The organism is Acidimicrobiia bacterium (genome assembly GCA_035471805.1).
In the GTDB taxonomy this organism is placed as follows: Bacteria; Actinomycetota; Acidimicrobiia; order Spongiisociales; family JAHEDJ01; genus JAHEDJ01.
The window spans coordinates 1-25,455 of record DATIPS010000026.1 but is presented as its reverse complement, the minus strand read 5'-3'; the positions used below and the strand labels follow the sequence as shown (position 1 = coordinate 25,455).

Here is a 25,455-nt window from a genome sequence, read left to right as displayed (position 1 = left end):
TCGGGGCTGAATGTCGCGCGAAAACGATCTGGTTAGTCCTCGTAGTACTCGGTCCCGAGGTGGGTGATGAGTTCCTCACCCATCCAATGGCGGAGGGTGTTCTTGAGCTTCGTCTGCTGGATGAACAGGTCGTGCTCCGGGTAGAGGCCCTCGGCGTACTGCGGGCTCTTGAAGTAGAAGCTCAGCCACTCCTGGATCCCGGCCTTTCCTGCCCGTTGCGCGAGGTCCATGAGCAGCGCCAGGTCCAGCACCAGGGGCGCGGCGAGGATCGAGTCGCGGCACAGGAAGTTCACCTTGATCTGCATGGGATACCCCATCCATCCGAAGATGTCGATGTTGTCCCAGCCCTCTTTGTTGTCGCCGCGGGGCGGGTAGTAGTTGATGCGGACCTTGTGGTACAGGTCGCCGTAGAGGTCCGGATACTGCTCCGGCTGGAAGATGTGCTCAAGAGCGCCGAGCTTGGAGACTTCCTTGCTGCGGAAGCTGCCGGGGTCGTCGAGAACCTCCCCGTCGCGGTTGCCGAGAATGTTGGTCGAGAACCAGCCGTCAACGCCGAGCATCCGCGCTTTGAGCCCCGGTGCCAGGATCGTCTTGATGAGGGTCTGGCCGGTCTTGTAGTCCTTGCCGCTGATCGGGACCCCTTCCCGGTGGGCGAGTTCGAGGAGAGCGGGCGTGTCTACCGTGATGTTCGGAGCGCCGTTCGCGTACGGCACTCCCATCGACAGCGCCGCATATGCGTAGATCTGGCTCGGTGCGATCTCGGGGGCGTTCGTCTTCAGGCCGTGTTCGAAAGCTTCGAGGCTCTGGTGAACTGCTCCTGGTTCACGGTAGACCTCGGTGCTGCCGCACCAGACCATGACGAGGCGGTCGCATCCGTTGTCGATCCTGAACCGGTCGATGTCGTCCATGAGCTGCTGAGCGAGGTCCAGCTTGCTCTCGCCCTGCTTCACGTGTGTGCCGTCGAGCAGCCGTACGTATTCCTTGTCGAAAACGGCGGTCATCGGCTCGATCGCTTCCATCTCGGCGCGGATCGGCTCGAGCTGGCGGTCGTCCAGCACTCCGGCGGTCAGCGCTGCGACGTAGGCGTTCTCGGGGATCGGGTCCCAGCCTCCGAAGACGAGATCATCCAGGCCGGCCAGCGGGGCGAAGTCCTTTATCAGCGGGTTGCGCTGCTCGGTGCGCTTGCCGAGCCGGATACGGCCAGACTGGGTCAACGATCCGTGGAGTTCCGTGAGCCCCTTCCGGCCGGCCAGCACCCCGGCGATGAACGTCGTCGCGACGGCTCCCATGCCGGGCAGCAGAACGCCGAGCTTGCCTTCCGCCGGCTTGATGTCGATTGGGGCTGCCATGAAGTGTTCTCCCTCGTTCTGGAACTGTCGCCAGCTTATGGACTTCGCCTATTTGAGGACAAGTCAATGAAGCTTGTCAGATTCATAAGAAATGTCTATATAATCTCACCGTGGAGATCACAGCACCCGAACTCAGCATTCAGCTTCGTCAGCTCGCCTATCTGACTGAGGTGGCCCGATCGACGAATTGGACGGACGCCGCCGATCGCCTGGGCATCAGCCAGCCGGCCCTGTCGCAATCGATGCACGAACTGGAGCGCCGTTTGGACGCGCGTCTCTTCGAAGCCGTTGGCCGCAGGCGGATACTCACGGACGAGGGCCGCCAAGCCGTCGCCTACGCACGTCAACTGCTCAGCACCACCGACGACCTGCGATCCGATCTCCACGCAACCGGGTCCACTCTCCACGGCCGCTTGCGGGTCGGCATGATCGATGCAGCCAGTCTCTACGTCCTTCCTGATGCAATTCACGCCTTCCGGGACACCCATCCCGACGTTGAGCTGCAACTCACGGTGGCTCCTTCGACGCCCTTGCTCGACGGCCTGCGGACGCTCGAGCACGACATCGTCTTCGTGACGGGTCCGGTGATCGATGATCGCCTCGAATCAGAGGCGATCATGGAAGAACCTCTGTATCTCTATGGTCCGGCGGTAGGCGATCCGGCCGGCGGAGACTGGGTCATGTATCCGGCTTCGAGCCGGACCCGGAGGATCATCGACCGGTTCTTCGTGGATGAGGGATGGACGCCGCGCATCATCCTCGAGAGCGCCAATCCTGCCGTTCTCACCCAGATGGTCGGTCTCGGCTTCGGGTGGGCGGTTCTGCCCGAAGCAGTGGCCGAAGCCGGGGTCGAGCCTCTCCGGAAAGCCCGCCCGGCGCCGGTTGCCCGTCGTCTTCTCTCGGCCGTATGGAGGGCATCGACTGCCGGCAATCCCCGGGTGGAGACGTTCCGCTCGTTCGCTGCAGCCTTCTGAACCGTGGCCGGCTATCGAGCGGAATGTCTTAGTAGTCCGATTATCAGACCTTCCGTTAGGGCCTCCCACGACGCCTCGATCACGTTCTCGTGTACGCCGATGGTCCCCCACGAGGTTTCGTGGTCGGAGGTCTCCAACAGAACTCGCACAAACGCCTCCGTGCCGTCGGATGAGTCGAGGACTCTCACCCGGTAGTCGGTCAGCCGCAGGCCGTCGATCTCCGGGAATCGACCGCGCAATGCGGCCCGTATCGCCCGGTCGAGAGCATGAACGGGCCCGACTCCCTCGCCGGTGGTCACCACTCGATCTCCATCGACGAGCACTTTCACCGTAGCTTCCGCGATTACCTCTTCGTTGGCTCTTCTTTCGGTGAACACCCGGAACGACTCCAGTTCGAAGTAACTCTGTTTCCACCCTGCCAGACCCCGAACCAGCAGTTCGAATGAGCCGTCGGCCGCCTCGTAGTGGTAGCCCTGATGTTCCCGCTCCTTCACAACGTCGATCACTCGCCGGGCCAGGTCGTCGTCCATTTCCAGTCCGAGTTCCTCTGCTTTGGACACGATCGATGCCTTGCCGGCCAGTTCGGACACAACCATGCGTGTGCTGTTGCCGACCAGCGACGGATCCGCGTGCTCGTATGCGTCGGGTTTGCGGGCCAGCGCAGACGTGTGGAGCCCGGCCTTGTGTGTGAATGCCGACGTTCCCACATAGGGACGATGAGGGTCGAGGGTGATGTTGACCACCTCGGCCACGTGATGAGAGATCGGGCCGAGCATCTCCAGGTGGCCCTCCGGCAGCACGGCCAGGCCCTCCTTGAGAACGAGGTCCGGGATCAGGGTCGACAGATCGGTGTTGCCCGTCCGTTCGCCGTATCCGTTGATGCAGCCCTGCACCTGGCGAACTCCCGCCCGCACCGAGGCGAGCGAGGACGCTACGGCAGTTCCGGAGTCATTGTGGAAATGAACACCGAGCTGTGCTTCCGGCAGTGACTGCTGCACGGCTGCGACGGTATCGAGAACCTGGTGGGGGAGAGTGCCTCCGTTCGTGTCGCACAAAACGAGTCGCTCGGCGCCGGCCTCCAGGGCAACTCGCAGTGTCGTGAGCGCAAAGCCCGGGTTGTCCCGGTACCCGTCGAAGAAGTGCTCGGCGTCGAAGAAGACCCGCCGGTCCTGTCCGCGCAGGAACGCGATCGACTCGCCCACCATCCTGGCCCCCTCATCGAGGTCGGTTCGAAGCGCTTCCCGCACGTGGTAGTCCCACGACTTGCCGACAATGCAGATCGCCTCGGTCTCTGCTGCGAGCAGCGCGGCCAGTTGTGCATCATCGGCCACGGAGCCGCGCGGCCGCCGCGTCGAGCCGAATGCCACCAGTGTGGAACGGGACAAGTTCAACTCCGATCGGGCCCTCCTGAAGAACTCGTCGTCTTTCGGGTTGGCGCCCGGCCACCCGCCTTCCACATATTGAACGCCGAGATCGTCGAGTAGACCGGCGATGCGCAGCTTGTCGCCGACGGTGAGCGAGATGCCCTCCTGCTGTGACCCGTCCCGCAAGGTTGTGTCGTAGATCTCGAGTGTCATTGTGGCTCCCAAATGAAAAACCCCTCGCGATGGCGAAGGGTTTCGGGCGCATACCGATGCGTGGGTATGCGCTCAGTCGATAATGATGGCGTTCGTGGCTGCGGACATGTGAGAGCAGTATGACTGATGCCCGGCGTGGAGTCAACGCACGGCCGGGCAGGACGGGGAGACCGGCACGGCGCAGGGCAATCTCACCGTTGGATCTCGATGTCCTGTCCGTCGGCTCCGTCTCCGGCTGCGGGGTGGGCGGCTCATGTGCTGATCTGGAGCCGTCCCGCAGGGTGATCGAGAAGGCACACGGACCCGAGGTAGGGCGGCCCCCTGCTCCTGGTCCGGACGGTCCGGGCGGCCTTTCACCGCCGTGCAGAAACCGTCTCCTGCTCTGCCCGGCAGACGCTCCGGCCTCACCGACGCCGGTAACCTGGAGCCGACACCGGGTGAGAGGATCAACCATGGCGACAACACCGACACCGTCGCAGATGGCGGTGTCTGACGTCATCGCCCTGACCGCGCAGTTGCCGCGCAGCTCCGGTGGCGCCGTTGGAGAATCCAACCGATGACCGACCCCCTCTCCAGCGCCGATAGCGAGACGAGTCAGAAGGGTCCGGGCGGCGGGGCGACCGGCGCCCGTTTGCGTCTTTCTCCGCGTGGGGTGGACGTTGCCGTGGCGGCCGTTGTCTTCGGAGCCAGCGTCGTGAACGTCGCTGCCCAGGACGCGACGAGCATCGCGAAGATTCCCGTTGCCGGGTTCTTCATGCTGGCCATGGGCAGCATGGCTCTGTTCTGGCGACGGAGCCGGCCCCCAACGGTGTTGGGGGTTGCACTCGCAATGACAATCGCCTGGACGGCGTTCGGGTTTCCGGGCAATCCGGTGTTTCACATCCTGGTGTCGCTGTATGCGGTTGGGCGGTACTTCCCGGAGGGGAGGATCAGCCTGGCGGCGCCGGCCGTTTCCCTCGCCGTTGTCGGTTTCATCCAGGTGACGGATGGCGACCCCGTCTCAGACGTGGTCACGGCACTCGTTGTCACGACGCTGCCGTGGTACGTGGGTCGTTGGATTCGGATCCGTCGCCGCTTGGCGCAGGAGCGTGCCGAGCATCTGGAGTGGAGGCGGGCCGCCGAGGCCCAGCAAGTCATCGCCGATGCCCGTGCCTCCATTGCGCGCGAGCTTCACGACGTCGTTGCACACAACGTGAGCCTGATGACCGTGCAGGCTGGGGTCGCCCGGCTGGTGGTTGCAGAGGATCCTGAACGGGCCCGGGAAGCCATTGGTGCGGTGGAGGGGGCCGGGCGCAGGGCACTCGACGAACTCCGCCATCTTCTCGGTGTGCTTCGTCCAGAGTCGGCATCCGGCGAGCTTGGTCCACAGCCGGCCCTGAACCAGGTTCAAGTACTCGTTGATCGACTCAGACAGACCGGGATGAGCATCTCGCTGACCGCAGAAGTCCGGTCCGAGCTTCCCGTCAGGGTTGATTTGTTTGCGTATCGCATCGTTCAGGAAGCGCTCACCAATGTGCTCAAGCACGGCGGTGTCGACGCGGCGGCACAGGTGCGTGTAGAGGAAACCGATGGTCACCTCGACATTGAGGTGACGGACACGGGGGCGGCGACAAGTCCTTTGCCGGGATCGGGCCAGGGGATCGTGGGGATGAGAGAGCGCGCTATCTTGCTGGGCGGGACCTTCGAGGCCGGGCCACGGCCCGGAGGCGGGTTCTGTGTCCTTGCACGATTGCCGATCGGAGAACAGTGAGCATCAGGGTCGCCGTCGTCGATGATCAGGCTCTGGTGCGCGGTGGGTTCGCGGTGATGCTCGGTCTCCAAGATGACATCGAGGTCGTCGCAGAGGTCGGCGACGGAGCGGCTGCCGTCGAGATCGCTCGCAAGCATCGCCCGGATGTGATCCTGATGGACATCCGCATGCCGGGGATGGACGGCCTCACTGCTACCAGGGCGATCATCGACTCCGCCGATTGGCCCGTGAAGGTGTTGATCCTCACGACTTTCGATCCGGATGAGTACGTGTATGCCGCTCTCCGGGCAGGGGCCAGCGGGTTCGTCCTCAAGGACATCTCGCCCGAGGATCTGGTGGCGGCGGTTCGCACCATCGCCGATGGAGGAGCTCTCTTGGCGCCGTCGGTGACGAGACGGCTGATCAGCCGGTTCGCGGCACCGCCGTCCCTCGATTCATCCGTGGTCTCTCGTCTCGACCGGCTCACCGGCCGGGAGCGGGAGGTCCTGATGGCCGTTGCCGCAGGAGCGAGCAACATCGAGATAGCAGAGGACCTGTTCGTCGGTCCGGCAACCGTCAAGTCACACGTCTCCAGCATTCTCACCAAACTCGGGCTCAACAACCGCGCCCAAGCGGTCGCATTCGCCTATGAGAGCGGGCTGGTCAAACCCGGCGACGGCGACATCGGGTTCTGACCCGACTCCGCCTATCGGCGGATACCGGTCCGGCCGGCACCGGGAATCTTCCCCCAAACGGCGGAGCCGGAAATCCCTCCATTACCCGGTGACGGCCACACCTCAAGTGCGTATGTTGAAGGCACGCACCTAGGAGAAGGAGAGGCAATGCAGCAGCTATCCGACCAGATGACCAGCCCCACAGCTCGAGCGTATCCAATCTCCATCGAACACGTGACCAAGAGCTACGGCGGTGCCCCGGTCGTCAACGACCTGTCTTTCGTCGTCAAGCCAGGACGCGTGACGGGTTTTCTCGGACCGAACGGTGCGGGCAAGTCCACAACGATGAAGGTCCTGCTCGGTCTGGCTTCGCCGAACGGTGGTAGGGCCACCATCGGCGGGCTCTCCTATGGAGAGCTTCCCGACCCCACCGGAACGGTGGGCGCCAGCGTCGAGGCCGATGCGTTCCATCCCGGGCGAAGCGGGCGCAACCATCTCCGGATTCTGGCCGACGCCACCGGCACGCCGCTGGAACGGGTAGACGAGGTTCTCGAACTCGTGGAGCTCGGCTATGCGGCGAATCGGCGCGCCGGTGCGTACTCGCTCGGTATGAAACAGCGTCTGGGACTTGCCGGCGCACTGCTGTGTGATCCACCGGTGCTCGTTCTCGATGAACCGGGCAACGGCCTGGATCCGCAAGGGATCCGCACGCTGCGGAATCTGCTGCGGTCGCGGGCCGCGGCCGGCAACACCGTGTTCGTCTCCAGCCATCTACTCGGCGAGGTGGAACAACTCGCCGACGATGTCGTCGTCATCAACCAGGGCCGATTGGTAACTCAGGGCTCGCTGGCCGAGCTGCAGCAATCCGAATCCCTGGTCCGGGCCGCTTCGCCGGAGGCTCTCCAGACTGCCCTGGAATCGGCGGGTGGAGTTGTCGAGTCCGGTCGGCCCGGAACCCTGGTGGTCCGGGGTCTCTCTCTCGACGAGATCGGGGAGCAGGCTTTCCGGGCCGGCATCGCTCTGCACGAACTATCACGACACAACGACTCGCTGGAAGATCGCTTCTTCGCTTGGACCGGAGATACGGCCGGCGGCGGAACCCAGTTCAACACCAAGGAGGAGTCATGACCACGCTTCGAACCGTACGGGCCGAAATCCGCAAGCTGACCAGCACGAAGATGCCGATCTCGTTTCTCGCTGTGCTCGTGGCGATCGGCGCGGGGACCGCCACCGCCGTGGCTTTCGGCACCGACATGGACGGCAGCAAGACGTTCATCTCGACCGCTGCTGACCAGCAGTCGCTGATGGCCTTCGCTGCCAACGCCCTCGTGATTGCCGGGCTATTCGGTGCCATGGCCGTTGCCCGCGAATACGGTCACGGCACCGTCGTTCTCACTTTCCTGACCACGCCCCGCCGCCCGAGAGCCGTCCTCGCGCAGTTCGCCGCAGTCTTCGTGGCCGGCAGCATTCTCGGACTGGCAGGTGCGGGCGTCAGTGCCGGTTCGGTGGCCGTGGGGCTCACCGCGACCGACTACGGGTTCATGGTGTCTGGAGCCGATCTGGCGCAGGTCCTCGCCGCGTCGACACTTGCGGGAGGAGCCGGTGCCGTGCTCGGTGCAGGGATCGGTGCTCTCGTCCGCAATACGGGTGGCGCGGTCACGGGCACCATCCTGTTGCTGCTCATCCTGCCGCCGCTGGCCGTGCAAGCGGTCGCCGAATCTGCCTCCTGGATACCCAATACCCTGGCCAACGTCGTCTCCGGAGTCGACACTGCCACAGGCATAGGAGCGGCGATTGTGGCCATCGGGTTGTGGGCCGTCGTTCCTGCCGCCATCGGCCTCGTCGCCGTCGCCCGCCGCGACGTCGTCTGAGTGAGCAGGACCGTTCCGGCCGTCGGATGCGTCCCGGTTGAATCGCAGAAGTACGACCTGCGATCAACTGGGACGCACGCATGACCGGACGCGGCCGGCCCGCACCCGACGCTTCGGACTACCCGTTCACGTCCGGACGGACTGTTGCGGGTGCTGCTGCTCCGGTCATCCGCACTTCGATTCTGCCGCCAACCCGCCGCCCGGGCAGCTACCCGAGGTCCGGTCTGACCTCGTCGGGCAGCGGGAACCATCTGAGGTGCTCAAAATCGGCGGTGACGTCGGGCATCCCGAGCGGGCTCGGCAAGTCGTGCGAGGCTTCGTCGACAATGGTCTGCGCCTCGGCCAGATAGCCGTGCAGTTCTCTTTCGGCAGTCTCGTGCCGGCGGTGTGGCCAGTTCATGGAACCCTCGGCATAGGAGACCTCGAACAAGCTCATCGGGGCCTCCATGACCGGGCAGCGATGCTTCCACAAGCCCGAGTTCGGCTCGAAACGATAGAGCGGCAGTAGTTTCCACCCATGCTCGGCGACCAGATGCACGGCGTCGAGTATGTACTCGAAGACGACCTCGGAGATGAAGTAGTTGAAGTTGACCCGAACCCAACCCGGCTTGATTCCTTCGCAACCCCGGTCGATCTCACGCTCGAACTCGTGAGAGGTCTCGAGATCGATTCCCAGCAACCGGTGGCCGTAGGGTCCGGCGCACGAACAGCCACCCCGGGCCTGGATGCCGAACAGGTCGTTGAGTATCGCCACCACGAAGTTGTGGTGTAGATAGCGATCCCCGTGCCGGACGACGAAGGAGACGATTGAGAGTCGGTCGGCTTCGTGGTTGCCCAGTACCTCGAGGTTCGGGCTCTCCTCCCACGAACGGATGGCCCTCCGGATGAAATGTTCCTCGCGCCGGCGAATCTCCTCGACCCCGACCGCCTCTTTCAACTGAAAGACCAGACCGGCACGAATCGATTCGATGATTGCCGGCGTGCCACCCTCTTCCCTCTTCTCCGGATCCTCGAGGTAGTGATGACTGTCCGGGTTCACATACCAGACGGTCCCGCCGCCGGGCATGTCGGGCACCCGGTTCTTGAACAGTTCCCTTCTGGCGATAAGTACACCGGGCGTGCCCGGCCCTCCGATCATCTTGTGCGGCGACAGGAACACGGCGTCCTTGTAGGCGAGGTTGTCGCCCTCTGCAGAGCCCATTTCGATGCCTACGTACGGTGCCGCGGCTGCGAAATCCCAGAAACTAAGCGCCCCGTGTTCATGAAGGATCGCGGAGACCGTGTCCCAGTCGGTGAGTATCCCGGTCACGTTCGACGCAGCCGAGAACGAACCGATCTTGAGCGGCCGATCCGCGTACCTCTCGAGTTCCGTTCGGAGATGATCAAGATCGACGTGACCGTCGGCGTCCTCGTCGATGGTCACCACGTCGGCTATCGATTCGCGCCACGGAAGCTCGTTGGAGTGGTGTTCGTATGGTCCGATGAACACGACCGGCCGTATCTGCGCGGGGATGTGTTGCGTGAGTCCGTATGCATCTTCGAGGGCTGATGGGATCTGCAGTCCCATTACCCCGATCAGTTTGTCGATAGCGCTCGTCGAACCGCTGCCCGTGAAGATGACCGCATGCTCGCCGTTGGCTGCGGTGCATCGGCGGATCATCTCACGCGCGTCTTCACGGAACCGCGTCGTTTGCAGACCGGTCCCGGATGACTCGGTGTGGGTGTTGGCGTAGAGGGGGAGCACCGCTTCACGTATGTAGTCCTCGATGAAAGAAAGGGCGCGGCCCGACGCCGTGTAGTCGGCGTAGATCACCGGGCGGGGGCCGAAGGGTCCGTCAACGACGTCATGTCTGCCGATCACGGAGTCTCTTATCGATGAAATGAGTTGTTCGGTTCCCATCAAGCGAGATGGTAGGCGATCTGCCGGCGGCGCCTCGCCGTCAGGTGACTCAGGCAGCGAGATTGGCTACGCTCAAACATCATGATTCCGACGGGTACTCGGTGGTGGCGGTCCACAGTCTGAAAGGGCCAGCGCGCGAGTCGACCAACACGCCGGAGGCCAGCAGGCCCCGGCGTTTCTTCAGGAGTGAACAGTGAGCAAGCAAACAGTGTTCTCGGGCATTCAACCCACCGGTGACATTCATATCGGCAACTACCTGGGTGCCCTACGGAATTGGGTCGCGCTGCAGGACGACTACGACACGATTTATTGCGTCGTTGATCTGCACGCCACGACTGTTCCCTACGATCCGAGGGAACTCCACGACAACCGCGTGCTCACCGCCAAACTGCTGATGGCCGTCGGGGTGGACCCCTCCCGGTCGCTTCTCTACTTCCAGAGCCAGGTGCCACACCACGCCGAACTCTCATGGATTCTCGGCTCGATGACTCCACTCGGCGCTTTGAATCGGATGACCCAGTACAAGGAGAAGGCAGAGAAGGCCGGCCAGATGCTGGGCCTCTACTCCTATCCGGTGCTGATGGCGGCAGACATCATGGTGCACAAGGCACACGCGGTCCCGGTCGGCGACGACCAGACGCAACACCTCGAGCTGACCAGGGATCTTGCCGAACGTTTCAACAACCGTTTCGGTGATACCTTCCCGATACCTGAGCAGATCACGCCCAAGCGCGGTGCCCGCATCATGTCGCTGCAGGATCCGACGGCCAAGATGTCCAAGTCGGACGCCGATCCGCGCGGATCCGTTCTCCTGTTGGACTCTGCCGACACGATCGTCAAGAAGTTCAGATCGGCTGTGACCGATTCGGGGCGAGAGGTCAGCTACGACCAGAAGAAGAAGGCGGGAATCTCGAACCTGCTCGACATTCTCTCGATCTACACGGGCCGCACCGTCGATTCCCTCGTCGATGAGTACGCCGATGCCGGATACGGTCGGTTCAAGCAGGCCGTAGCGGATGCTGTGGTCGACGGTCTGGCACCTATCCGGACCGCATACAACTCGTTGGAAGACGAAGAGGTCGGCCGGATAATGTCGCGCGGAGCACTCGACGCCCGCACCCGCGCCGAGCACGAAATGGCAGACGTGCGGGCGAAGGTCGGCCTGGGCGGGTAGCTAACGACAGGTTCTAGGTTCTGGGTTCTGGGTTCTGGGTTCTGGGTTTGCCCACGACGCTTCGCCGCGAATTGCGAATAGCGCCTACTGCAGCGAAGTGAAGTAGTCCGAACCGGCGACGAAGATCACCAGCCAGAGGTTGAAGCCGGCGTGGGTGAAGATCGCCGGGCCCAGCCGGTTGTGTTTCAGCGTCAGCCAGGCAAGCGGAACCGCCACGAGGAACAACTGCGGTATGAGGATTCCGAACTGGAGCAGCCACTGCGGGTCTCCGAGGTCGACCGACAGGATGTGCACCGACGCGAAGACCAGCGACGATACGGCGATCGTCGCCCGGACGGACATCCTCCGCGCAAGTGAACGCAGCAGAACTCCCCGGTAGGTGAGCTCCTCCACGACCGGGGCGATCACCGCTGCCGAGAGCGATAGAACGATCATTGCGATCAGCGGCAGTTCCGAGTCCGCGGCCACATCGACGATCGTCTGCCCTGAGTCACCAAGCCCCACCAGGTCGTAGAGGGGAAGGAAGAGCAGCGCGATCACAAACTGCAGAGCGAGACCGGTGAGGGTATAGAAAAGGTCCCCCGGTTGAATGTCGAAGCGGAGACCCTCGGCGAATGTGGTCTTGCGACGTTTGACGATCAAGGCGAGTACGGCCAGCTGACCGACATACTGGGCGGGTACCAGGATGACGACCGAAGCGATGAGGTCGTCTCCCTCTCCCAAACCCGACGCGGCCAGCACCAGTCCCACCAGCAGAGCCGTCGCGAAACCGGCGAGCGCCACGAGCACCACGTCACCGATGGTGAAACGGGCTGTCTCGTGGGTCCGGCCGGAATCTTGCTCGTACACGATGGGTGAGGTTAGTGGGTGGAGGCCTCCGGCCATTTGCGAGGGCCGGCTTTCACAGACTCGCGACGCCTCCCGCCTGGTACCGTTGCCGAACCATCCGGGTGGAGGTTCTGGTGGAGATCGATATCGGTATCGGCAAGACCGGTCGACGGGCGTACGGCTTCGATGACATAGCAATAGTCCCCAGCCGGCGGACCCGTGACCCCGACGATGTGGACATCAGCTGGCAGATCGACGCGTTCCAGTTCGGGTTGCCGATGATGGGATCAGCCATGGACTCGGCCATCAGTCCGGCTACGGCAATCGAGATCGGCCGGCTGGGCGGACTCGGTGTTCTCAATCTCGAGGGACTCTGGACCCGCTACGAGAACCCGGAGATCTATTTCGAGGAGATTGCGGAGTTGTCTCCTGAGACGGCGACCCGTCGCATGCAGGAGATCTATAACGAGCCGATCAATCCCGACCTGGTGGGCCGCCGTGTCGGAGAGATGAAGGCTGCCGGGATCGTCACCGCGGCGAGTCTGACACCGCAGAGAGTCGGGAGTCTCTACAAACATGCATTGCAGGGCGGGCTCGACATTCTGGTCGTTCAGGGAACCGTGGTATCGGCAGAACATGTGTCGACCAGGACCGAACCGCTCGACCTGGGACGCTTCATAGCCGAACTCGAAGTACCGGCCATCGTCGGGGGATGCGCTTCGTATTCGACCGCACTTCACTTGATGCGTACGGGGGCAGTGGGTGTACTGGTAGGAGTGGGTCCGGGAGCTGCCTGTACAACGCGCGGTGTCCTGGGCGTCGGGGTACCTCAGGCAACTGCGATAGCCGATGCGGCCGGAGCCCGCATTCGCTACCTCGACGAGACCGGACGCTACGTCCACGTGATCGCCGACGGCGGGATGAGGACCGGCGGAGACGTCTCGAAAGCCATAGCTTGTGGTGCAGACGCGGTGATGGTCGGGTCGCCGCTTGCCTCTGCAGCCGAGGCCCCCGGCAGGGGTTCGCATTGGGGGATGGCGACCTTCCACCCGACGCTGCCGCGCGGGGCTCGAGTTCAGGTCGGCACTCTCGGCACGCTCGAAGAGATTCTCACCGGCCCGGCCCACGAGAACGACGGCCGCCGCAACCTCTTCGGAGCATTGCGGGTCTCGATGGCGACGACCGGCTATGCCAATCTGAAGGAGTTCCAGAAGGCTGAAGTGATGGTTGCGCCATCGCTCCAGTCGGAAGGGAAAGCGTTGCAACGATCGCAACGAGTCGGGATGGGTTGATGTCGGCGGCCTCGGAAGTTTCGGCCGGGCAGGCGTCGTCGGGTGATTTCGATCGGGTTCTGGTGGTGGATCTGGGCGCCCAGTACGCCCAGTTGATCGCCCGACGAGTACGGGAGGCTCATGTCCTCTCCGAGATCGTGCCGCGCGATATCACCGCCGAAGAAGTCAGGGCACGAAAGCCGATCGGCATCATCCTGTCCGGCGGTCCGGCTTCTGTGTACTCGGAGGACGCCTACGGAATCGACACCGAACTGTTTGCGGCCGGTGTGCCGGTGCTGGGCATCTGCTACGGCCATCAGTTGCTGGCGCATTCGCTCGGTGGAACTGTGGAGAGGACCGGATCGGCAGAGTACGGAAAGACCGCTCTTGACGTCGTCGGGGACTCGGTGCTGTTCTCGAGCCTGCCTCCGCGCCAGGACGTGTGGATGAGTCACGGTGATGCCGTGGTGGCCGCCCCCGACGGCTTTTCTGTGACGGCCAGCACAGCCGGTTCTCCGGTGGCAGCCATGGAGAACCGGGAGAAGGGGCTCTTCGGCGTTCAGTTCCACCCGGAGGTGATGCACACGCCGCGCGGTACCGAGTTGCTGCAACGCTTCCTGTATGAGGCCTGCGGAGCGCGGCCTACCTGGACCCACCACTCGATCATCGAGAAATCCGTCGAGGCGATCCGTGCCCAAATCGGGGATCAGAAGGTGATTTGCGGGTTGTCGGGTGGCGTCGACTCATCCGTCGCCGCCGCCCTGGTGCAGAAGGCGGTCGGGAGCCAGCTGATCTGTATCTTCGTCGATCACGGCCTTCTGCGTTCCGGTGAGGCGGAACAGGTCGAGGCAACGTTTCGCGACACCTTCCACGTCAACCTCATCCATGTGAAGGCGGAGGATCGTTTCCTCGCAGCTCTGGCAGGTGTGACCGATCCGGAATCGAAGAGGAAGATCATCGGGGAGACCTTCATCCGCGTGTTCGAGGACGTGGCCGCCGAACTCACCGATACGCCGTTCCTGGTCCAGGGAACGCTCTATCCGGACATCATCGAATCGGGGACGAAGGACGCCGCCAAGATCAAGAGCCATCACAATGTCGGGGGGCTGCCGGAAGACATGCAGTTCGAACTCGTTGAGCCGCTGCGCGATCTCTTCAAGGACGAGGTTCGCTCGGTCGGCGAGGAGCTCGGACTCCCGCCCGAAATCGTATGGCGTCAGCCGTTCCCGGGTCCGGGCCTGGCGATCCGCATAATCGGCGACGTCACTCGCGAACGGCTCGATATCTTGCGGGCGGCCGACTCGATCATTCTCGAAGAGGTTCGCAGAGCGGGCTTGTACAACGAGTTGTGGCAGTCGTTCGGGGTGTTGCCCCTTATCAAGACCGTCGGCGTGCAAGGCGATGGACGTACCTATGCTCATCCTTTGATCATTCGTGCCGTGACCAGCGACGACGCGATGACGGCTGACTGGGCGCGGGTACCGTACGACGTGCTCGAGGCTATGTCGTCCCGGATCATCAACGAGGTCCCTGAAATCAATCGGGTGGCTTACGACATCTCGTCCAAGCCCCCGGCCACCATCGAGTGGGAGTGACAAGAGGTAGCGAGTCGCGAGTCGCGGGTTGCGAGTCAAACTGCTCGCGTTAGGTTCCTGATCGCCGGCGAGGGGCCACTGGCCGGTGGCCTTCCTGCGCAGGGCTCATGGCTCACAATTCCGGCGGTAAATCGCCCCAAAGCTCTCTGCCAATTCCCTCAAGACACCAGCCCCGGCAGCCGATACGCGTTGAACGTGAGAAACCAAGGGGTTGTGCGTGGACTGGAGTGAAAACCTGGAGCTACGCGCCATCTTCCGGGAGGAGGTGGCCGAGCGAGCCCGTAACCTCGTCGAGGGTGGCAAGGCCCTCGGCGCGGTAGAGCTCGGCGAGCACGCCCTGGGTGATCTGGCCAGGGACGGCCACACGATCAAGGGCAATGCCCTGGTCATGGGGTTCCCGACCATTGCAGACGCCGGCAAGCTCCTCGAGAGTACCTGGAAGGAGATCCGGGACGGCAGGAGAGACCCTTCGCCGCAGCTCGGAGAGCTGCTCGCTCGTCTTGCGTCCTTGTTGCTGGCGGCCGTCGACATCGAAGGGCGCGATGAGCCCCGCGAGCTGTTGGCCGCCCTTGCCGCCGTTCGTGATTACATCGGAGGCGGTCATACGCCGCCGGAGGATCGGAGCGCCGGTGGGGGAGGTGCATCTGCACCGCCTTCCGGCGGAACCGCTCCGTCCGGGCCCGGTTCTCCGTCCGGCCCCGGCTCTCCGGTCGGTGGCGTTGCAACGGCTCGATACCGGCTGCAGCAGGCTGATCGTGGGTCCGGTACAGAGCAGGCCGACGGGCGCGATCTGGTCGATCTCGGTGGGCTGCTCTCGACGATCGAAGGCCGGGTCATCGGTGAGGCCACCAGAGTGGAGTCGGCGAAGCTGTTCGAGCTCATCAACCGGTTCGTCGAAGTGAAGCTCGACATGGAGGCTCTGGCGCAGGATCTGCGAGGTTTGCGGACGGCTGTCGCCGCCGGGCCGGGCGAGGTTGCCGCACTGGCGGTGACCTGGGAAGGATCAGTCTGCCGTCTTCAGCGTTCGCTTGACGAACTCCAGACGCAGGCACTGGATCTTGCCACCGTGCCTTTGCGAGAAGTGACCGACACCTTCCCGCAGTTGGCCAACTACCTCGGACGCCGGACCGGGAAGGAGTTGAGATTCGAGTTGATCGGCGACGACGTCGAAGTCGATCGCCAGATCGTCGATGCCTTGCGGGAGCCGCTTCGGCATCTTCTGGTCAACGCAATAGACCATGGAATCGAGATGCCTCGCGAGCGGATAGACGCAGGGAAGTCTTCGACGGCGACCGTATCGATTCGGGCGACCGTCAAGGATCACAAACTCGTCGTTACCGTTCAGGATGACGGCAGGGGAGTCGACTGGGATCGGGTGCGCCAGGTGGCAGAAGAACACTCTGATTCCGCCTCAGCGTTCACCGGCGATGACCTGGGTCGCATTCTCTTCGGGGCCGGGTTCTCGACGGTGGCGGATCGCACGGATCTGAGTGGTGACGGCCTGGGCCTGGCGTCCGCTTCAGAGATGGCGGCTGCCATGAACGGCGGTTTGCGCCTGGATACCACGCCGGGTGCGGGGACCTCGGTGACCCTCACGTTGCCGGCGTCGCTGGCCATGCAGGATGTCTTGCTGGTTCGATCCGACGGGCATCGGTGGGGTATCCCGGAGGTATCCGTGCTGGCTACGTTCCCGATGGCTGCCGCAGAGCTTCACCCGGGTGAGCGCCGTATGGAGCTCTGGTATGAGGGGCTCACGCTGCCGCTCTCGTCGTTTGCCTTCGCGGTCGGACTGTCCGAAACCGAGGAGCCCAACGACATAGTGGTGCTCTCGACCCGTCTTGGCCCGGTGGCTCTGACGGTTCCATGTGTCGAGGGCCGGCGCCAGGTCGCCGTCAAAGGCCTGGGGCCGGTTCTGGCAGGTTCGCCTCACCTGGCCGGCGCCGCGCTGTTGGGAGGCGGTGAGGTTGTGGTGGTGGTCGATCCGGATCAGCTGAGCGACCGCGTGCGCTCGGTTCCGCTGCCCGTCAAGCACCGCCCGAAGGTGCTGGTGGTGGATGATTCGCAAGGGGTCCGGCAGTTGGTCGGGGCAGCGCTCTCGGGGCAGGGTTTCGATGTCGTCGCAGCTTCGAGTGCGGACGAAGCCGTTCATGAACTGGCCAAGTCAGACTTCGATGCCCTGGTGGTGGACTATCAAATGCCCGGTTCGGACGGTATCGAACTCGTGCAACTGGTGCGTGCCGGGTCGCGCTCGCTGCCCATTGTCATGGTGTCCGCCGTAGCCACCCCGGACGATCAGGATCGTGCGTGGAAGTCCGGAGTCGATGCCTATCTCGACAAGTTCGATCTTCGCAAGGGTGCGCTGGTCGACACGTTGCGCAAGCTGCTGCAGATGCGGGGAGTCGCATTCAAGGAGCAATCCGCATGAAGATCCTGATTGCCGACGACAGTCCGGTCATCCGTCACGCGGTGGCAGCCCTGCTGGGCAAGAACGGCATCGAGGCGGTCACCGCTGAGAACGGCATCGAGGCCATCCAGAAGTTCTACGCCGAAATGCCGGATCTGGTCCTCATGGACATCCAGATGCCGGGCATGACCGGATACGTTGCCTGTCGTCTGCTGAAAGAGGACTGGACGGTCGCCAACATCCCCGTCTTGATTCTCACCGCACACGACTCCGCAGAGGACCGCTACTGGAGCGCCAAGTCGGGTGCGGATGGGTATCTGACCAAGGAGTCTTTGGGCGATGATCTGCTACGTGCCATCAGGTCGGCTTACGCCAGCCGTGCCCTCTCCGAGCTATCGGGCGAGCAGCGGACTCCACTCGAGTTGAACGAGACCGACGTTCTCAGTCGGGTCACCGAACTGCTCGACAGGAAGCTCTTCGAAACGACGATTATCAACGACATCGTGACGATGGCCACTCGCACCACCGATCTGTCTTCAACGCTCGAGCAAACGATGTTCATCGTTCGCCGGTTTGTCGAATACGACCTCGCCGGCATCACGGTTGTGGGGGATCGGCTGCTGAAGCTTCGGGCAGATTCACCCGTGTCGCGCTCGAGCATCCTCGACTTTCGCCGGTTGACGGCCGGGCATGTGGAGCAACTGGCCGCCATGTCTTTGAGCCCCGAGGAGTTGACGATCTCATTGACCGAGTTGGACAACATCACCGACGGTGTCGACGAAGGAGACCAGTGGCCTTCGTTTGCAGCGCTTGCACTCCGTTCGCACGGAGAGACGGTGGGCGTGTTGACACTCGCCGCGAAGACTCCGGCGGTCTTTCCGCCGGAAGTTCTCAAGACGCTGCGAATGGTCGAACACCCCATTGCCGCAGTGTTGGCTTCGGCACGCAATCACCAGCGGGTGCTCCAGCAAGAGGCGCAGGCGAGTTTGTCGTCGCTCTATGGAACGAACGGATGACCGGGGACCGGGCTCTCGATCCGGCGGACACGGCCGATTCCAGTTCCTCTCGCGGCTATTCTGATGCAAGGTGACTAGTCCGATCATGTGTGCAGGGAACCGCCCTCAACCCCGCTCGTGATCATGCCGATTCTGTCGGCAGGGGGTTGGGCTTTCCTGATTGGAGGACGGTAGAGCGATGTCGGTGTGGTCGATTCTCCTCGTGTCGATAGCGGTCATGGTGACCGCCGTTGCCGTGTACGCGGTCTACTCGGCGCGACGTCGCGAGGATCAGGCCCGACTGGCGGCGGAACGATCCGAGATGATAAAGAACGAGTTCGTGGCGATGGTCAGCCACGAGTTGCGTACGCCGCTCACGTCGATTGCCGGTTTCGCTTCGATGCTCATCGAAGCCTGGCAGGACCTTCCGGCTGAAGAAGTCACCGAGTTCCTGGGCATCATCAACTCGCAGTCCGAACACTTGTCCGAGCTGGTCGAAGACATACTGGTCATTCCCCGCATCGAGACGGGGCGATTGCCGCTCGATCTGGAGGATGTCGACCTATCCGAACTCGCCCATCGGGTCAACGGTTTCACCTTCCCGCCGGGAATGGATAAAGAGGCGGCAGTTGCCATTCCCGGGGGTGTCAGGGTTCGGGCAGACGTCCGGCGAGTTCAGCAGGTGCTGAGGAACCTCCTCGAGAACGCCAAGAAGTTCGGAGGCGATCAGATCCTCATCGAAGGCGCCTTCCTCGGCGACCACTACATGGTCGTGGTCTCCGACAATGGTTCCGGAGTTCCGGACGACGAAGTCAGTCGCATTTTCCAGCAGTTCGAGCAGATCGCGGACGGCAATACGAGGATCGGATCTGGGACTGGTCTCGGCTTGCCGATTGCGAGGGAGCTGGCCAGAGCCATGGGCGGGGACGTCTGGTACGAACGCCGGTTCCCGATGGGCAGCCGGTTTTGCTACACCCTCCCCGTTGCTCCGCCTGCCCCGGTCGTCGGGGTGCAGTCCGAGGTGCCGGTCCGGGATTCGGAAACGATAAGGGATTAGCGGCTTACAGAGCTGTGATTCTCCGACTCAGACATGAGGTACCATCGCCGGACCGATGGATGCAGCCCTCTTCAACTCTGATTCGCCTCTGTTCGAAGGCCTCAACCCTGCACAGCGTGAAGGCGTTGCCGCCACGGACGGGCCTGTTTTGGTCGTGGCCGGTGCTGGCTCGGGCAAGACCCGGGTGCTCACCTACCGGATCGCTCATCTGATTCGAGATCTCGGTGTGTCGCCGCATGCGATTCTGGCGATCACGTTCACGAACAAGGCCGCCGACGAGATGAAGGAACGTGTAACCAGCCTGGTCGGCAGCGTGGCGCAGTCGATGTGGGTCTCGACGTTCCACAGTGCCTGCGTTCGGATCCTCCGACGAGAAGCCCATCGCCTGGGCTACAAGTCCGCCTTCTCGATCTACGACGCAGCCGATTCCTTGCGGCTGATCACCATGTGTGTCTCGGATCTCGATCTCGATCCGAAGCGGTTTCCTCCCCGCAGCATCCGTGGGGCCATCTCGAACGCCAAGAACGAACTGATCGACTTCGAAACCTACCGGTCGCAGGACTCGGGCTTCTACCACGAGCAGGTTGCCGACGTGTACCGGCTCTACCAGCAGCGATTGCTCGAGGCTTCGGCGATGGATTTCGACGATCTGCTTATGGTCACCGTCGAGTTGCTCGGAGCTTTCCCGGACGTGCTCTCCCAGTATCAGCGCCGCTTCCAGTACGTCCTGGTCGACGAATACCAGGACACCAATCACGCCCAGTACATGCTGGTCAAGATGCTGACGGACTCGCATCACAATCTGTGTGTGGTGGGCGACCAGGACCAGTCGATATACAAGTTTCGAGGCGCCGATATCCGCAACATCCTCGAATTCGAGAAGGACTATCCGGATGCCCGGATCGTGGTCCTCGACAGAAACTACCGGTCAACCGAGATAATCCTCGAGGCTGCCAACGCGGTCATAGACAACAACCTGCATCGAAAGCCGAAACGGCTGTGGACCGACCTGGGCCGGGGTGAGCTGATCACCCGTTACGAAGCCCAGGACGAGCATGATGAGGCCGCCTTCGTTGCCGACCAGATCGAGCTCCTCGACGATCAGGGCTATCACCGCCGGGACATCGCCATCTTCTACCGCACGAACGCCCAGAGCCGTGTTCTCGAAGAAGTGTTCGTGCGATACGGCATCCCTTACAACGTCGTCGGGGGGGTGAAGTTCTACGAGCGGCGGGAGGTGCGGGACGCGCTCGCCTACCTGCGGCTGATCGCCAACCGTACCGACGAGGTGGCGGTGAAGCGGGTCATCAACGTGCCGAAGCGCGGCATCGGGCAGTCGACGATTGCCCATATGGATCGATTCGCCCAGGACGGGCGTATCTCTTTCTACGACGCCCTCACCCGCATCGATGAGATCGGCATGGTCGCTACCAGATCGGCAATCAGGGTCAAGGAGTTTGTCGGTTTGATCGACCGCCTGGAGGAGGCAGCGGCCGACGGACCGCGGGCGGCCATCGACGCGGTGCTGGCCGAAACGGGGTACGTCGCCGAGCTGGAAGCGGAACGATCGGTCGAAGCGCTCGGCCGTGTTGAGAACCTCCGTGAACTCGCCTCCGTGGCAGAAGAGTTCGAGGAGTCGATGGACGGGTCGATAACCGACGACGGACCCTGGGCGACACTGTCCGGACTTCGGAAACTGGAACTGTTCCTCGAGACCGTCAGCCTGGTCACCGACATCGACGAACTCGACGACAAGGCCGAAGCGGTGACGTTGATGACCCTCCATACGGCCAAAGGTCTCGAGTATCCGGTCATCTTCATCGTCGGGATGGAAGATGGGGTATTCCCACACTCGCGGTCGCTGGGAGATCCGCAAGAGCTCGAGGAGGAGCGGCGCCTCTGTTACGTGGGAGTGACCAGGGCCGAGGAGAAGCTCTACCTGACGCACGCCTGGCAGCGGATGCTGTTCGGCAGTTCGAGTTTCAACGCGCCGAGCAGATTCCTCGGCGAGATACCCGATGACCTGATCACGATGGCACCGAAGCGGACCCGTAGAAGCCAGGAGGTCGCTTCACCTTCGCCCGGTTCGACCGTTTCCGCCGATGAGATCGGCGTCGGTGACCGGGTAGTGCACGGCAAGTGGGGAACCGGCGTGGTGGAAGAGATCACCGGCACCGGCGACCGCGCAGAAGCCTGGGTGGTCTTCGACGAGAGCGGTCGCAAGCGGCTGTTGCTGGCATGGGCCCCGATGCAGAAAGCCTGACCAACCCCCTTCTTGCGTCCGGTGGCCTCGGCAAGCGGCCTTGACTTCAAGTGGTGATCGCGACGGGGCCGGTGGACGCAAGAACGGAAGAGCGGAGAGGGGGCGGGTTCCCCCAAACCCGGCCCCTTCTCATTGCGCTGCTCTGTCTAGGGAGTGGCGTTCGGGTAGTCGACCGTGAAACTGGCCTCGAGATCCTCCGTTCCCCGGGCGAAGACCAGGAACGCCAGTGGGCTCTGCACTCCGGGAGGAGCATCGCCGTAGTACGTGTCCCCGATCATCTCCGCCCACTCGGTCCCGCACGAATTGACGGAGTCGGCGGCGTTCGGCTCCAGTTTGAACGAACCGCTCGGCACGCGCCGGAGCCGCATCCCGGAGTTGCTTATCCCGTAGTTGCAAAGGTCACCGGGGCTGAAGCTGTCACGCACAAGTACGACAAGCTCGCGCAAGGTCCCCGCGGTGACGTTGTACGTGATATCCCAGGTTCCCGTCGGGAGAACATTCGAAACATCGACGCAGGCGCTGTTGTAGTCGACCCCGAGGTCGAACTCGAAGTGGCCCGAACCCTCTGCCGCCGTGTACGCGTCGGTCGCATATCCCACACATTCATGTCCGGCCATCGCCGGTTCGTCGTTGCCACCTCCACAGGCAGGGTGCGACGAGTCAGGGTCATCACAGTTGGGCGGCTTTGCCGTTGCCGGCGCCGCCAGTGCCAGCAGCGTTATGACCACCAGTACCAATGTCAGGTGTTTCTTCACTGTGCCTCCTCCATTGCCTCAGTTCCCTGGCCGGCCCATTCGCCTATTGGTCTCGGGATGAACGAGCCAGGCTCCCGCTTGCGAGTCGACATCGAATTGTGCGGCCGGGTGGTCGGCATCGAGTTTTGGCTCGAAGGCGTCGTCGACGTAGTCAATCTGCCGGACCTCGGGAATCTTCAAGTGCTGTTCGCACGCATAGCCGATGGTCGGCGCCGGGAGCCCGAGTGCCGGGCACACGCTCAACGTTCTTCCCATCGTCGTCTCCTTTCGGCACGGGTCACTCTTCGTTGGTGGCGATCCATATGGCGGCGTCCGACCCCCAGCTGCCGACTGCGATCAACCTGGACTCGAATTCGACCGAGGCATACATGGCATTGGGCCCTTCGCGCAGTTTCCCGAAGGCGGCGATGCTGTGCACGCGATCCCAGGTCTGGCCTCCGTCGGTCGAGGTCCAGACCACGGCCGGCCCAAGCTGTGCGTCGGCGGCGCGGCCTGCTCCGGTGGCAACCAGACGGTCGCCGAAAGTGCTCACCCCGAAGATCTGGTCGAAGGAGGTGCCGACTGCCTCCTCGATGGTGCTTCGTTCCCAGGTCACGCCGTCTGCTGAGGTCCAGACTGCCGAGTCATCGGCGCAGCTGAAGTCCTGACATCTGCCCACTCGACCTGCGGCCACCAGACCGGGACCACCGACGATCACGTCGTCTATGCGTGCCCAGTCTCCGTTGTGGGCTCCTTCGGAGGTGTATCCGCTCAGCAACGCCGCCTGGTCGGGCACTCGCGACCAATCGCGGCCATCCGTGGAAGTCCAGACGGCAGCCGGCTGGCCCGGTCTTTCTCCGAAGTGATCACCACCTTGTCCGACTGCTACGAGTCCGGGGCCGGCCGGCACCACTGCCCACATGATCTGATACTGAGGCCCTCCGAACACCGCCTCGTCGGGCGGGACGCGTTCCCAGGTCACTCCGTCGGCCGAGATCCACGCCGCTGCGTCGATCGAGCTGCCCGTTGATTCCATTCCCACGGCCACCAGACCCGACCCGAAGGCGGTGACGTCTTTCATGAAGACGTTTGTCTGTTCCTGACCGCCGAACGAGGCCTCGTCGTGAGAGACCCGGCTCCAGGTGATCCCATCTTCGGAGACCCACACTGCCGAGATGCCGGTGCCATCCTCCGCGATGTCTTCACCCACTGCGACAAACCCCGGTCCGCCCGCGGTGACCGCCATCATGTACTGATCCCCCGAACCACCGAAGACCGCCTCGTCGTGTGCAACCCTGCTCCAGGTGCGTCCGTCGGTCGAATACCAGACCGCGGCATCATCATCACCACCCGAGCCGTCCGCACCAACCGCCACCAGCCCTGGTCCGCCAACGGCAATGTCCTCGATCCACTGCCACTCGGACCCTCCGAGAACATCCGACTCAATCCGGGTCCAGACCATCGTCACCGCCGGCGCCGCAGCCTCGGTCGTGGTCGTCGGGGCGGGCACATTGTCCACAGCTTCGGCATCGGTGACAGTCGAAGGAGTAGGAGTGTCAATGGAGGTCACCACCGGCGGCTGGGCTGAGTCGCCGTCCGCCTGTTCGGCGACCCCCGTCCCGTCGCTGTCGAGTTGAACAAGCATTGCCACGAGTCCCACTGCAATGAACACAAACACGGCGGAGGCAACTGCCAGAGCGAACCGCCTCGGACGCAGTGCGACTGGGCGCCGGGTCTCGAGCTGTAGCTCGGGAACGGCCATTGTGGTCGCCGCCGTCCGGATCTCCTGACCGGTCTCTTCGAGGATCTGATCGATGGTCACGACCGGTCCCCCCTTTCGGCTCCCAACTGCTCTGCGAGGGTCGCTTTGGCTCGTTGGAGATGGGTCTTTGCCGTGAATGGGGACATTTCGAGGATCTCACCGATTTCCTGCAGGCTGCACCCGTCGACGAAGGTCAGAGCCGTCACCTGTGCCTGACGTCTTGGAAGCCTGCAGACCATCCCCCAGACTTCGTCGGCGTGGGTGGATACGTCGGGAAGCGAGGTGCTCGCCTCGGCAGCAGCCAGCCGGGGAAGGGCCCGTTTTTCGGTTCGAAGACGCCGGAAGCGGGAGATCGAGCGATTGGCGAGCACCCGTCGCACCCATGCGCCCGGTTGGTCGTACTCGCGGATCTTGTCCCAGGAATGCTGGGCAGCGATGAATGCATCCTGTGCGAGGTCTTCGGCAACCCACCGGTTGCCGGTCATGGCGTAGGCCAGTCCGACGACCGAGTGGTACTCGGCCCGGTAGAAGTCGTCGAACGATGAGGACTCCACGTCCCGAAGTCTCCCATGAGCTACCTCCACGGATCCTCCCATCCGTTTGCTCTACCCGGTCACACGCACGACCAACGGAATTCGACTACGCGTTTCGTCGATTATCGGGGAAATCGTCGGGGCCTGTCCATGCCGCGGCGAGGAACGTGCCAACCCCGCGTTCTCTTGTCCGCCAGCCTTGGCATGAGTTGTGGCTGGCCGCAAGAACGGGTGTGGCTAACCGCAGCCGCCGACCTCGCCCGTCGATCCGAGATTTCGAAGCCGACAGAGGATCGCAGCAAGCCACTCTCGGAGCGCCGACGGCGAGCGAACCCGAGCCACGGGATCCGGAGCGGTCACCTCGACGTAGGCGGCGTAGTCGCGGATCTGTGTTCTGAGATCACTCATGGTCCACCTCCAGGTCGGTCCTGAGCTTCTCGAGAGCCCGGGTCACATGCTTCTGAACGGTTCCGACCGACGTGCCGAGGATGTCGGCCACCTCCTGGTAGGGGCAGCCGTAGCCGTGGATCAGCCAGACTGCAACGCGCTGGTTGCGGGACAACCGGCGAATAGCCGCCGGCAAGCCGGGTTCCACGTGCGGTAGACCGGTCGGGGGTACCTCGGGGAAGAAGCGGCGCGGTCGCCGGAGCACGTCGATAGCGCGGCTTCGTCCGACCTTGTAGAGGTAGCCGATGGGATTCTCCATCTTGCCGATGCGTTCCCAGTGCTCCCATCCGTAGGCGATGGCTTCGGCGGCCGCTTCCG

General features: G+C 63.2%; 22 protein-coding genes. 12 read left to right on the top strand and 10 right to left on the bottom strand.

What is annotated here, in order from left to right; all coding sequences use genetic code 11:
- Positions 1 to 32: 32 nt before the first annotated feature.
- The gene (locus VLT15_05865; protein ID HSR44745.1) at positions 33 to 1,349 is read right to left on the bottom strand and encodes an inositol-3-phosphate synthase; all 1,317 of its coding nucleotides are present in this window, start codon (positions 1,347 to 1,349) and stop codon (positions 33 to 35) included.
- A 110-nt stretch (positions 1,350 to 1,459) separates the two neighbouring features.
- On the opposite strand from VLT15_05865, the gene VLT15_05860 reads away from it, so the two are divergent.
- Positions 1,460 to 2,323 (top strand): LysR family transcriptional regulator, encoded by an 864-nt coding sequence (locus tag VLT15_05860; protein HSR44744.1) that lies wholly within the window; start codon positions 1,460 to 1,462, stop codon positions 2,321 to 2,323.
- A gap of 11 nt (positions 2,324 to 2,334) precedes the next feature.
- Here the strand turns inward: VLT15_05860 and cimA are convergent, their stop codons facing one another.
- Positions 2,335 to 3,900 carry a citramalate synthase gene (cimA, locus tag VLT15_05855; GenBank protein HSR44743.1) on the bottom strand — a complete coding sequence of 522 codons (1,566 nt, stop codon included), beginning with the start codon at positions 3,898 to 3,900 and terminating at the stop codon, positions 2,335 to 2,337.
- Positions 3,901 to 4,456: 556 nt separating this feature from the next.
- Between cimA and VLT15_05850 the strand changes: the two genes are divergently transcribed.
- The 4 genes from VLT15_05850 to VLT15_05835 all read left to right on the top strand — a co-directional run bounded on the left by VLT15_05850 (position 4,457) and on the right by VLT15_05835 (position 8,174).
- Entirely contained in the window at positions 4,457 to 5,650 is a 1,194-nt protein-coding gene (locus VLT15_05850) for a sensor histidine kinase (GenBank protein HSR44742.1), read from the top strand.
- Entirely contained in the window at positions 5,647 to 6,324 is a 678-nt protein-coding gene (locus tag VLT15_05845; protein ID HSR44741.1) for a response regulator transcription factor, read from the top strand. Before VLT15_05850 ends, VLT15_05845 begins: the two co-directional genes overlap by 4 nt.
- Positions 6,325 to 6,471: 147 nt before the next feature.
- On the top strand, positions 6,472 to 7,431 hold the full coding sequence (locus VLT15_05840; protein ID HSR44740.1) for an ATP-binding cassette domain-containing protein: 960 nt from the start codon (positions 6,472 to 6,474) through the stop codon (positions 7,429 to 7,431).
- Complete coding sequence (locus VLT15_05835; protein HSR44739.1) at positions 7,428 to 8,174, top strand: hypothetical protein; 747 nt, start codon at positions 7,428 to 7,430, stop codon at positions 8,172 to 8,174. The genes VLT15_05840 and VLT15_05835 overlap by 4 nt, the downstream gene beginning before the upstream one ends.
- A gap of 208 nt (positions 8,175 to 8,382) precedes the next feature.
- Here VLT15_05835 and VLT15_05830 read toward each other — a convergent pair whose 3' ends face one another.
- Positions 8,383 to 10,074: an aminotransferase class V-fold PLP-dependent enzyme gene (locus VLT15_05830; protein ID HSR44738.1), complete on the bottom strand. Its 1,692-nt coding sequence runs from the start codon at positions 10,072 to 10,074 to the stop codon at positions 8,383 to 8,385.
- Between the two features lie 193 nt (positions 10,075 to 10,267).
- Here VLT15_05830 and trpS point away from each other — a divergent pair, with 193 nt between their 5' ends.
- Complete coding sequence (gene trpS, locus VLT15_05825; protein HSR44737.1) at positions 10,268 to 11,248, top strand: tryptophan--tRNA ligase; 981 nt, start codon at positions 10,268 to 10,270, stop codon at positions 11,246 to 11,248.
- 84 nt (positions 11,249 to 11,332) lie between these two features.
- Here trpS and VLT15_05820 read toward each other — a convergent pair whose 3' ends face one another.
- Positions 11,333 to 12,097, bottom strand: coding sequence for a CPBP family intramembrane glutamic endopeptidase (locus tag VLT15_05820; protein ID HSR44736.1), 765 nt, complete (start codon positions 12,095 to 12,097; stop codon positions 11,333 to 11,335).
- Positions 12,098 to 12,207: 110 nt separating this feature from the next.
- Here VLT15_05820 and VLT15_05815 point away from each other — a divergent pair, with 110 nt between their 5' ends.
- The 6 genes from VLT15_05815 to pcrA all read left to right on the top strand — a co-directional run bounded on the left by VLT15_05815 (position 12,208) and on the right by pcrA (position 21,661).
- Entirely contained in the window at positions 12,208 to 13,368 is a 1,161-nt protein-coding gene (locus VLT15_05815; protein HSR44735.1) for a GuaB3 family IMP dehydrogenase-related protein, read from the top strand.
- Entirely contained in the window at positions 13,368 to 14,942 is a 1,575-nt protein-coding gene (gene guaA / locus VLT15_05810; GenBank protein ID HSR44734.1) for a glutamine-hydrolyzing GMP synthase, read from the top strand. The genes VLT15_05815 and guaA overlap by 1 nt, the downstream gene beginning before the upstream one ends.
- A 217-nt stretch (positions 14,943 to 15,159) precedes the next feature.
- Complete coding sequence (locus tag VLT15_05805) at positions 15,160 to 17,367, top strand: response regulator (protein ID HSR44733.1); 2,208 nt, start codon at positions 15,160 to 15,162, stop codon at positions 17,365 to 17,367.
- Positions 17,364 to 18,362, top strand: a complete 999-nt coding sequence (locus tag VLT15_05800) for a response regulator (GenBank protein ID HSR44732.1) — start codon at positions 17,364 to 17,366, stop codon at positions 18,360 to 18,362. Before VLT15_05805 ends, VLT15_05800 begins: the two co-directional genes overlap by 4 nt.
- 178 nt (positions 18,363 to 18,540) lie before the next feature.
- On the top strand, positions 18,541 to 19,398 hold the full coding sequence (locus VLT15_05795) for a HAMP domain-containing sensor histidine kinase (protein HSR44731.1): 858 nt from the start codon (positions 18,541 to 18,543) through the stop codon (positions 19,396 to 19,398).
- 55 nt (positions 19,399 to 19,453) lie between these two features.
- Complete coding sequence (gene pcrA, locus VLT15_05790; protein ID HSR44730.1) at positions 19,454 to 21,661, top strand: DNA helicase PcrA; 2,208 nt, start codon at positions 19,454 to 19,456, stop codon at positions 21,659 to 21,661.
- A gap of 146 nt (positions 21,662 to 21,807) precedes the next feature.
- Here the strand turns inward: pcrA and VLT15_05785 are convergent, their stop codons facing one another.
- The 6 genes from VLT15_05785 to VLT15_05760 form a co-directional block, all read right to left on the bottom strand.
- The gene (locus VLT15_05785; GenBank protein ID HSR44729.1) at positions 21,808 to 22,416 is read right to left on the bottom strand and encodes a hypothetical protein; all 609 of its coding nucleotides are present in this window, start codon (positions 22,414 to 22,416) and stop codon (positions 21,808 to 21,810) included.
- Positions 22,417 to 22,434: 18 nt separating this feature from the next.
- Complete coding sequence (locus VLT15_05780) at positions 22,435 to 22,671, bottom strand: hypothetical protein (protein ID HSR44728.1); 237 nt, start codon at positions 22,669 to 22,671, stop codon at positions 22,435 to 22,437.
- A gap of 22 nt (positions 22,672 to 22,693) precedes the next feature.
- A complete protein-coding gene (locus tag VLT15_05775) occupies positions 22,694 to 24,217 on the bottom strand; it encodes a hypothetical protein (protein HSR44727.1) in 1,524 nt (507 codons plus the stop codon).
- Positions 24,214 to 24,741, bottom strand: a complete 528-nt coding sequence (locus tag VLT15_05770) for a sigma-70 family RNA polymerase sigma factor (GenBank protein ID HSR44726.1) — start codon at positions 24,739 to 24,741, stop codon at positions 24,214 to 24,216. Before VLT15_05770 ends, VLT15_05775 begins: the two co-directional genes overlap by 4 nt.
- A 186-nt stretch (positions 24,742 to 24,927) precedes the next feature.
- Positions 24,928 to 25,098, bottom strand: a complete 171-nt coding sequence (locus VLT15_05765) for a hypothetical protein (protein ID HSR44725.1) — start codon at positions 25,096 to 25,098, stop codon at positions 24,928 to 24,930.
- On the bottom strand, positions 25,091 to 25,455 hold a 365-nt coding region (locus tag VLT15_05760), incomplete at its 5' end, for a sigma-70 family RNA polymerase sigma factor (GenBank protein HSR44724.1). The genes VLT15_05765 and VLT15_05760, both read right to left, overlap by 8 nt.

What these genes read in the sequence shown, in the direction of transcription:
- VLT15_05865 (HSR44745.1), bottom strand. Translation starts at nt 1,349, where the DNA reads ATGGCAGCCCCAATCGACATCAAGCCGGCGGAAGGCAAGCTCGGCGTT.
- cimA (HSR44743.1), bottom strand. Translation starts at nt 3,900, where the DNA reads ATGACACTCGAGATCTACGACACAACCTTGCGGGACGGGTCACAGCAG.
- VLT15_05850 (HSR44742.1), top strand. Translation starts at nt 4,457, where the DNA reads ATGACCGACCCCCTCTCCAGCGCCGATAGCGAGACGAGTCAGAAGGGT.
- VLT15_05840 (HSR44740.1), top strand. Translation starts at nt 6,472, where the DNA reads ATGCAGCAGCTATCCGACCAGATGACCAGCCCCACAGCTCGAGCGTAT.
- VLT15_05835 (HSR44739.1), top strand. Translation starts at nt 7,428, where the DNA reads ATGACCACGCTTCGAACCGTACGGGCCGAAATCCGCAAGCTGACCAGC.
- VLT15_05830 (HSR44738.1), bottom strand. Translation starts at nt 10,074, where the DNA reads ATGGGAACCGAACAACTCATTTCATCGATAAGAGACTCCGTGATCGGC.
- guaA (HSR44734.1), top strand. Translation starts at nt 13,368, where the DNA reads ATGTCGGCGGCCTCGGAAGTTTCGGCCGGGCAGGCGTCGTCGGGTGAT.
- VLT15_05800 (HSR44732.1), top strand. Translation starts at nt 17,364, where the DNA reads ATGAAGATCCTGATTGCCGACGACAGTCCGGTCATCCGTCACGCGGTG.
- VLT15_05795 (HSR44731.1), top strand. Translation starts at nt 18,541, where the DNA reads ATGTCGGTGTGGTCGATTCTCCTCGTGTCGATAGCGGTCATGGTGACC.
- pcrA (HSR44730.1), top strand. Translation starts at nt 19,454, where the DNA reads ATGGATGCAGCCCTCTTCAACTCTGATTCGCCTCTGTTCGAAGGCCTC.
- VLT15_05780 (HSR44728.1), bottom strand. Translation starts at nt 22,671, where the DNA reads ATGGGAAGAACGTTGAGCGTGTGCCCGGCACTCGGGCTCCCGGCGCCG.
- VLT15_05765 (HSR44725.1), bottom strand. Translation starts at nt 25,098, where the DNA reads ATGAGTGATCTCAGAACACAGATCCGCGACTACGCCGCCTACGTCGAG.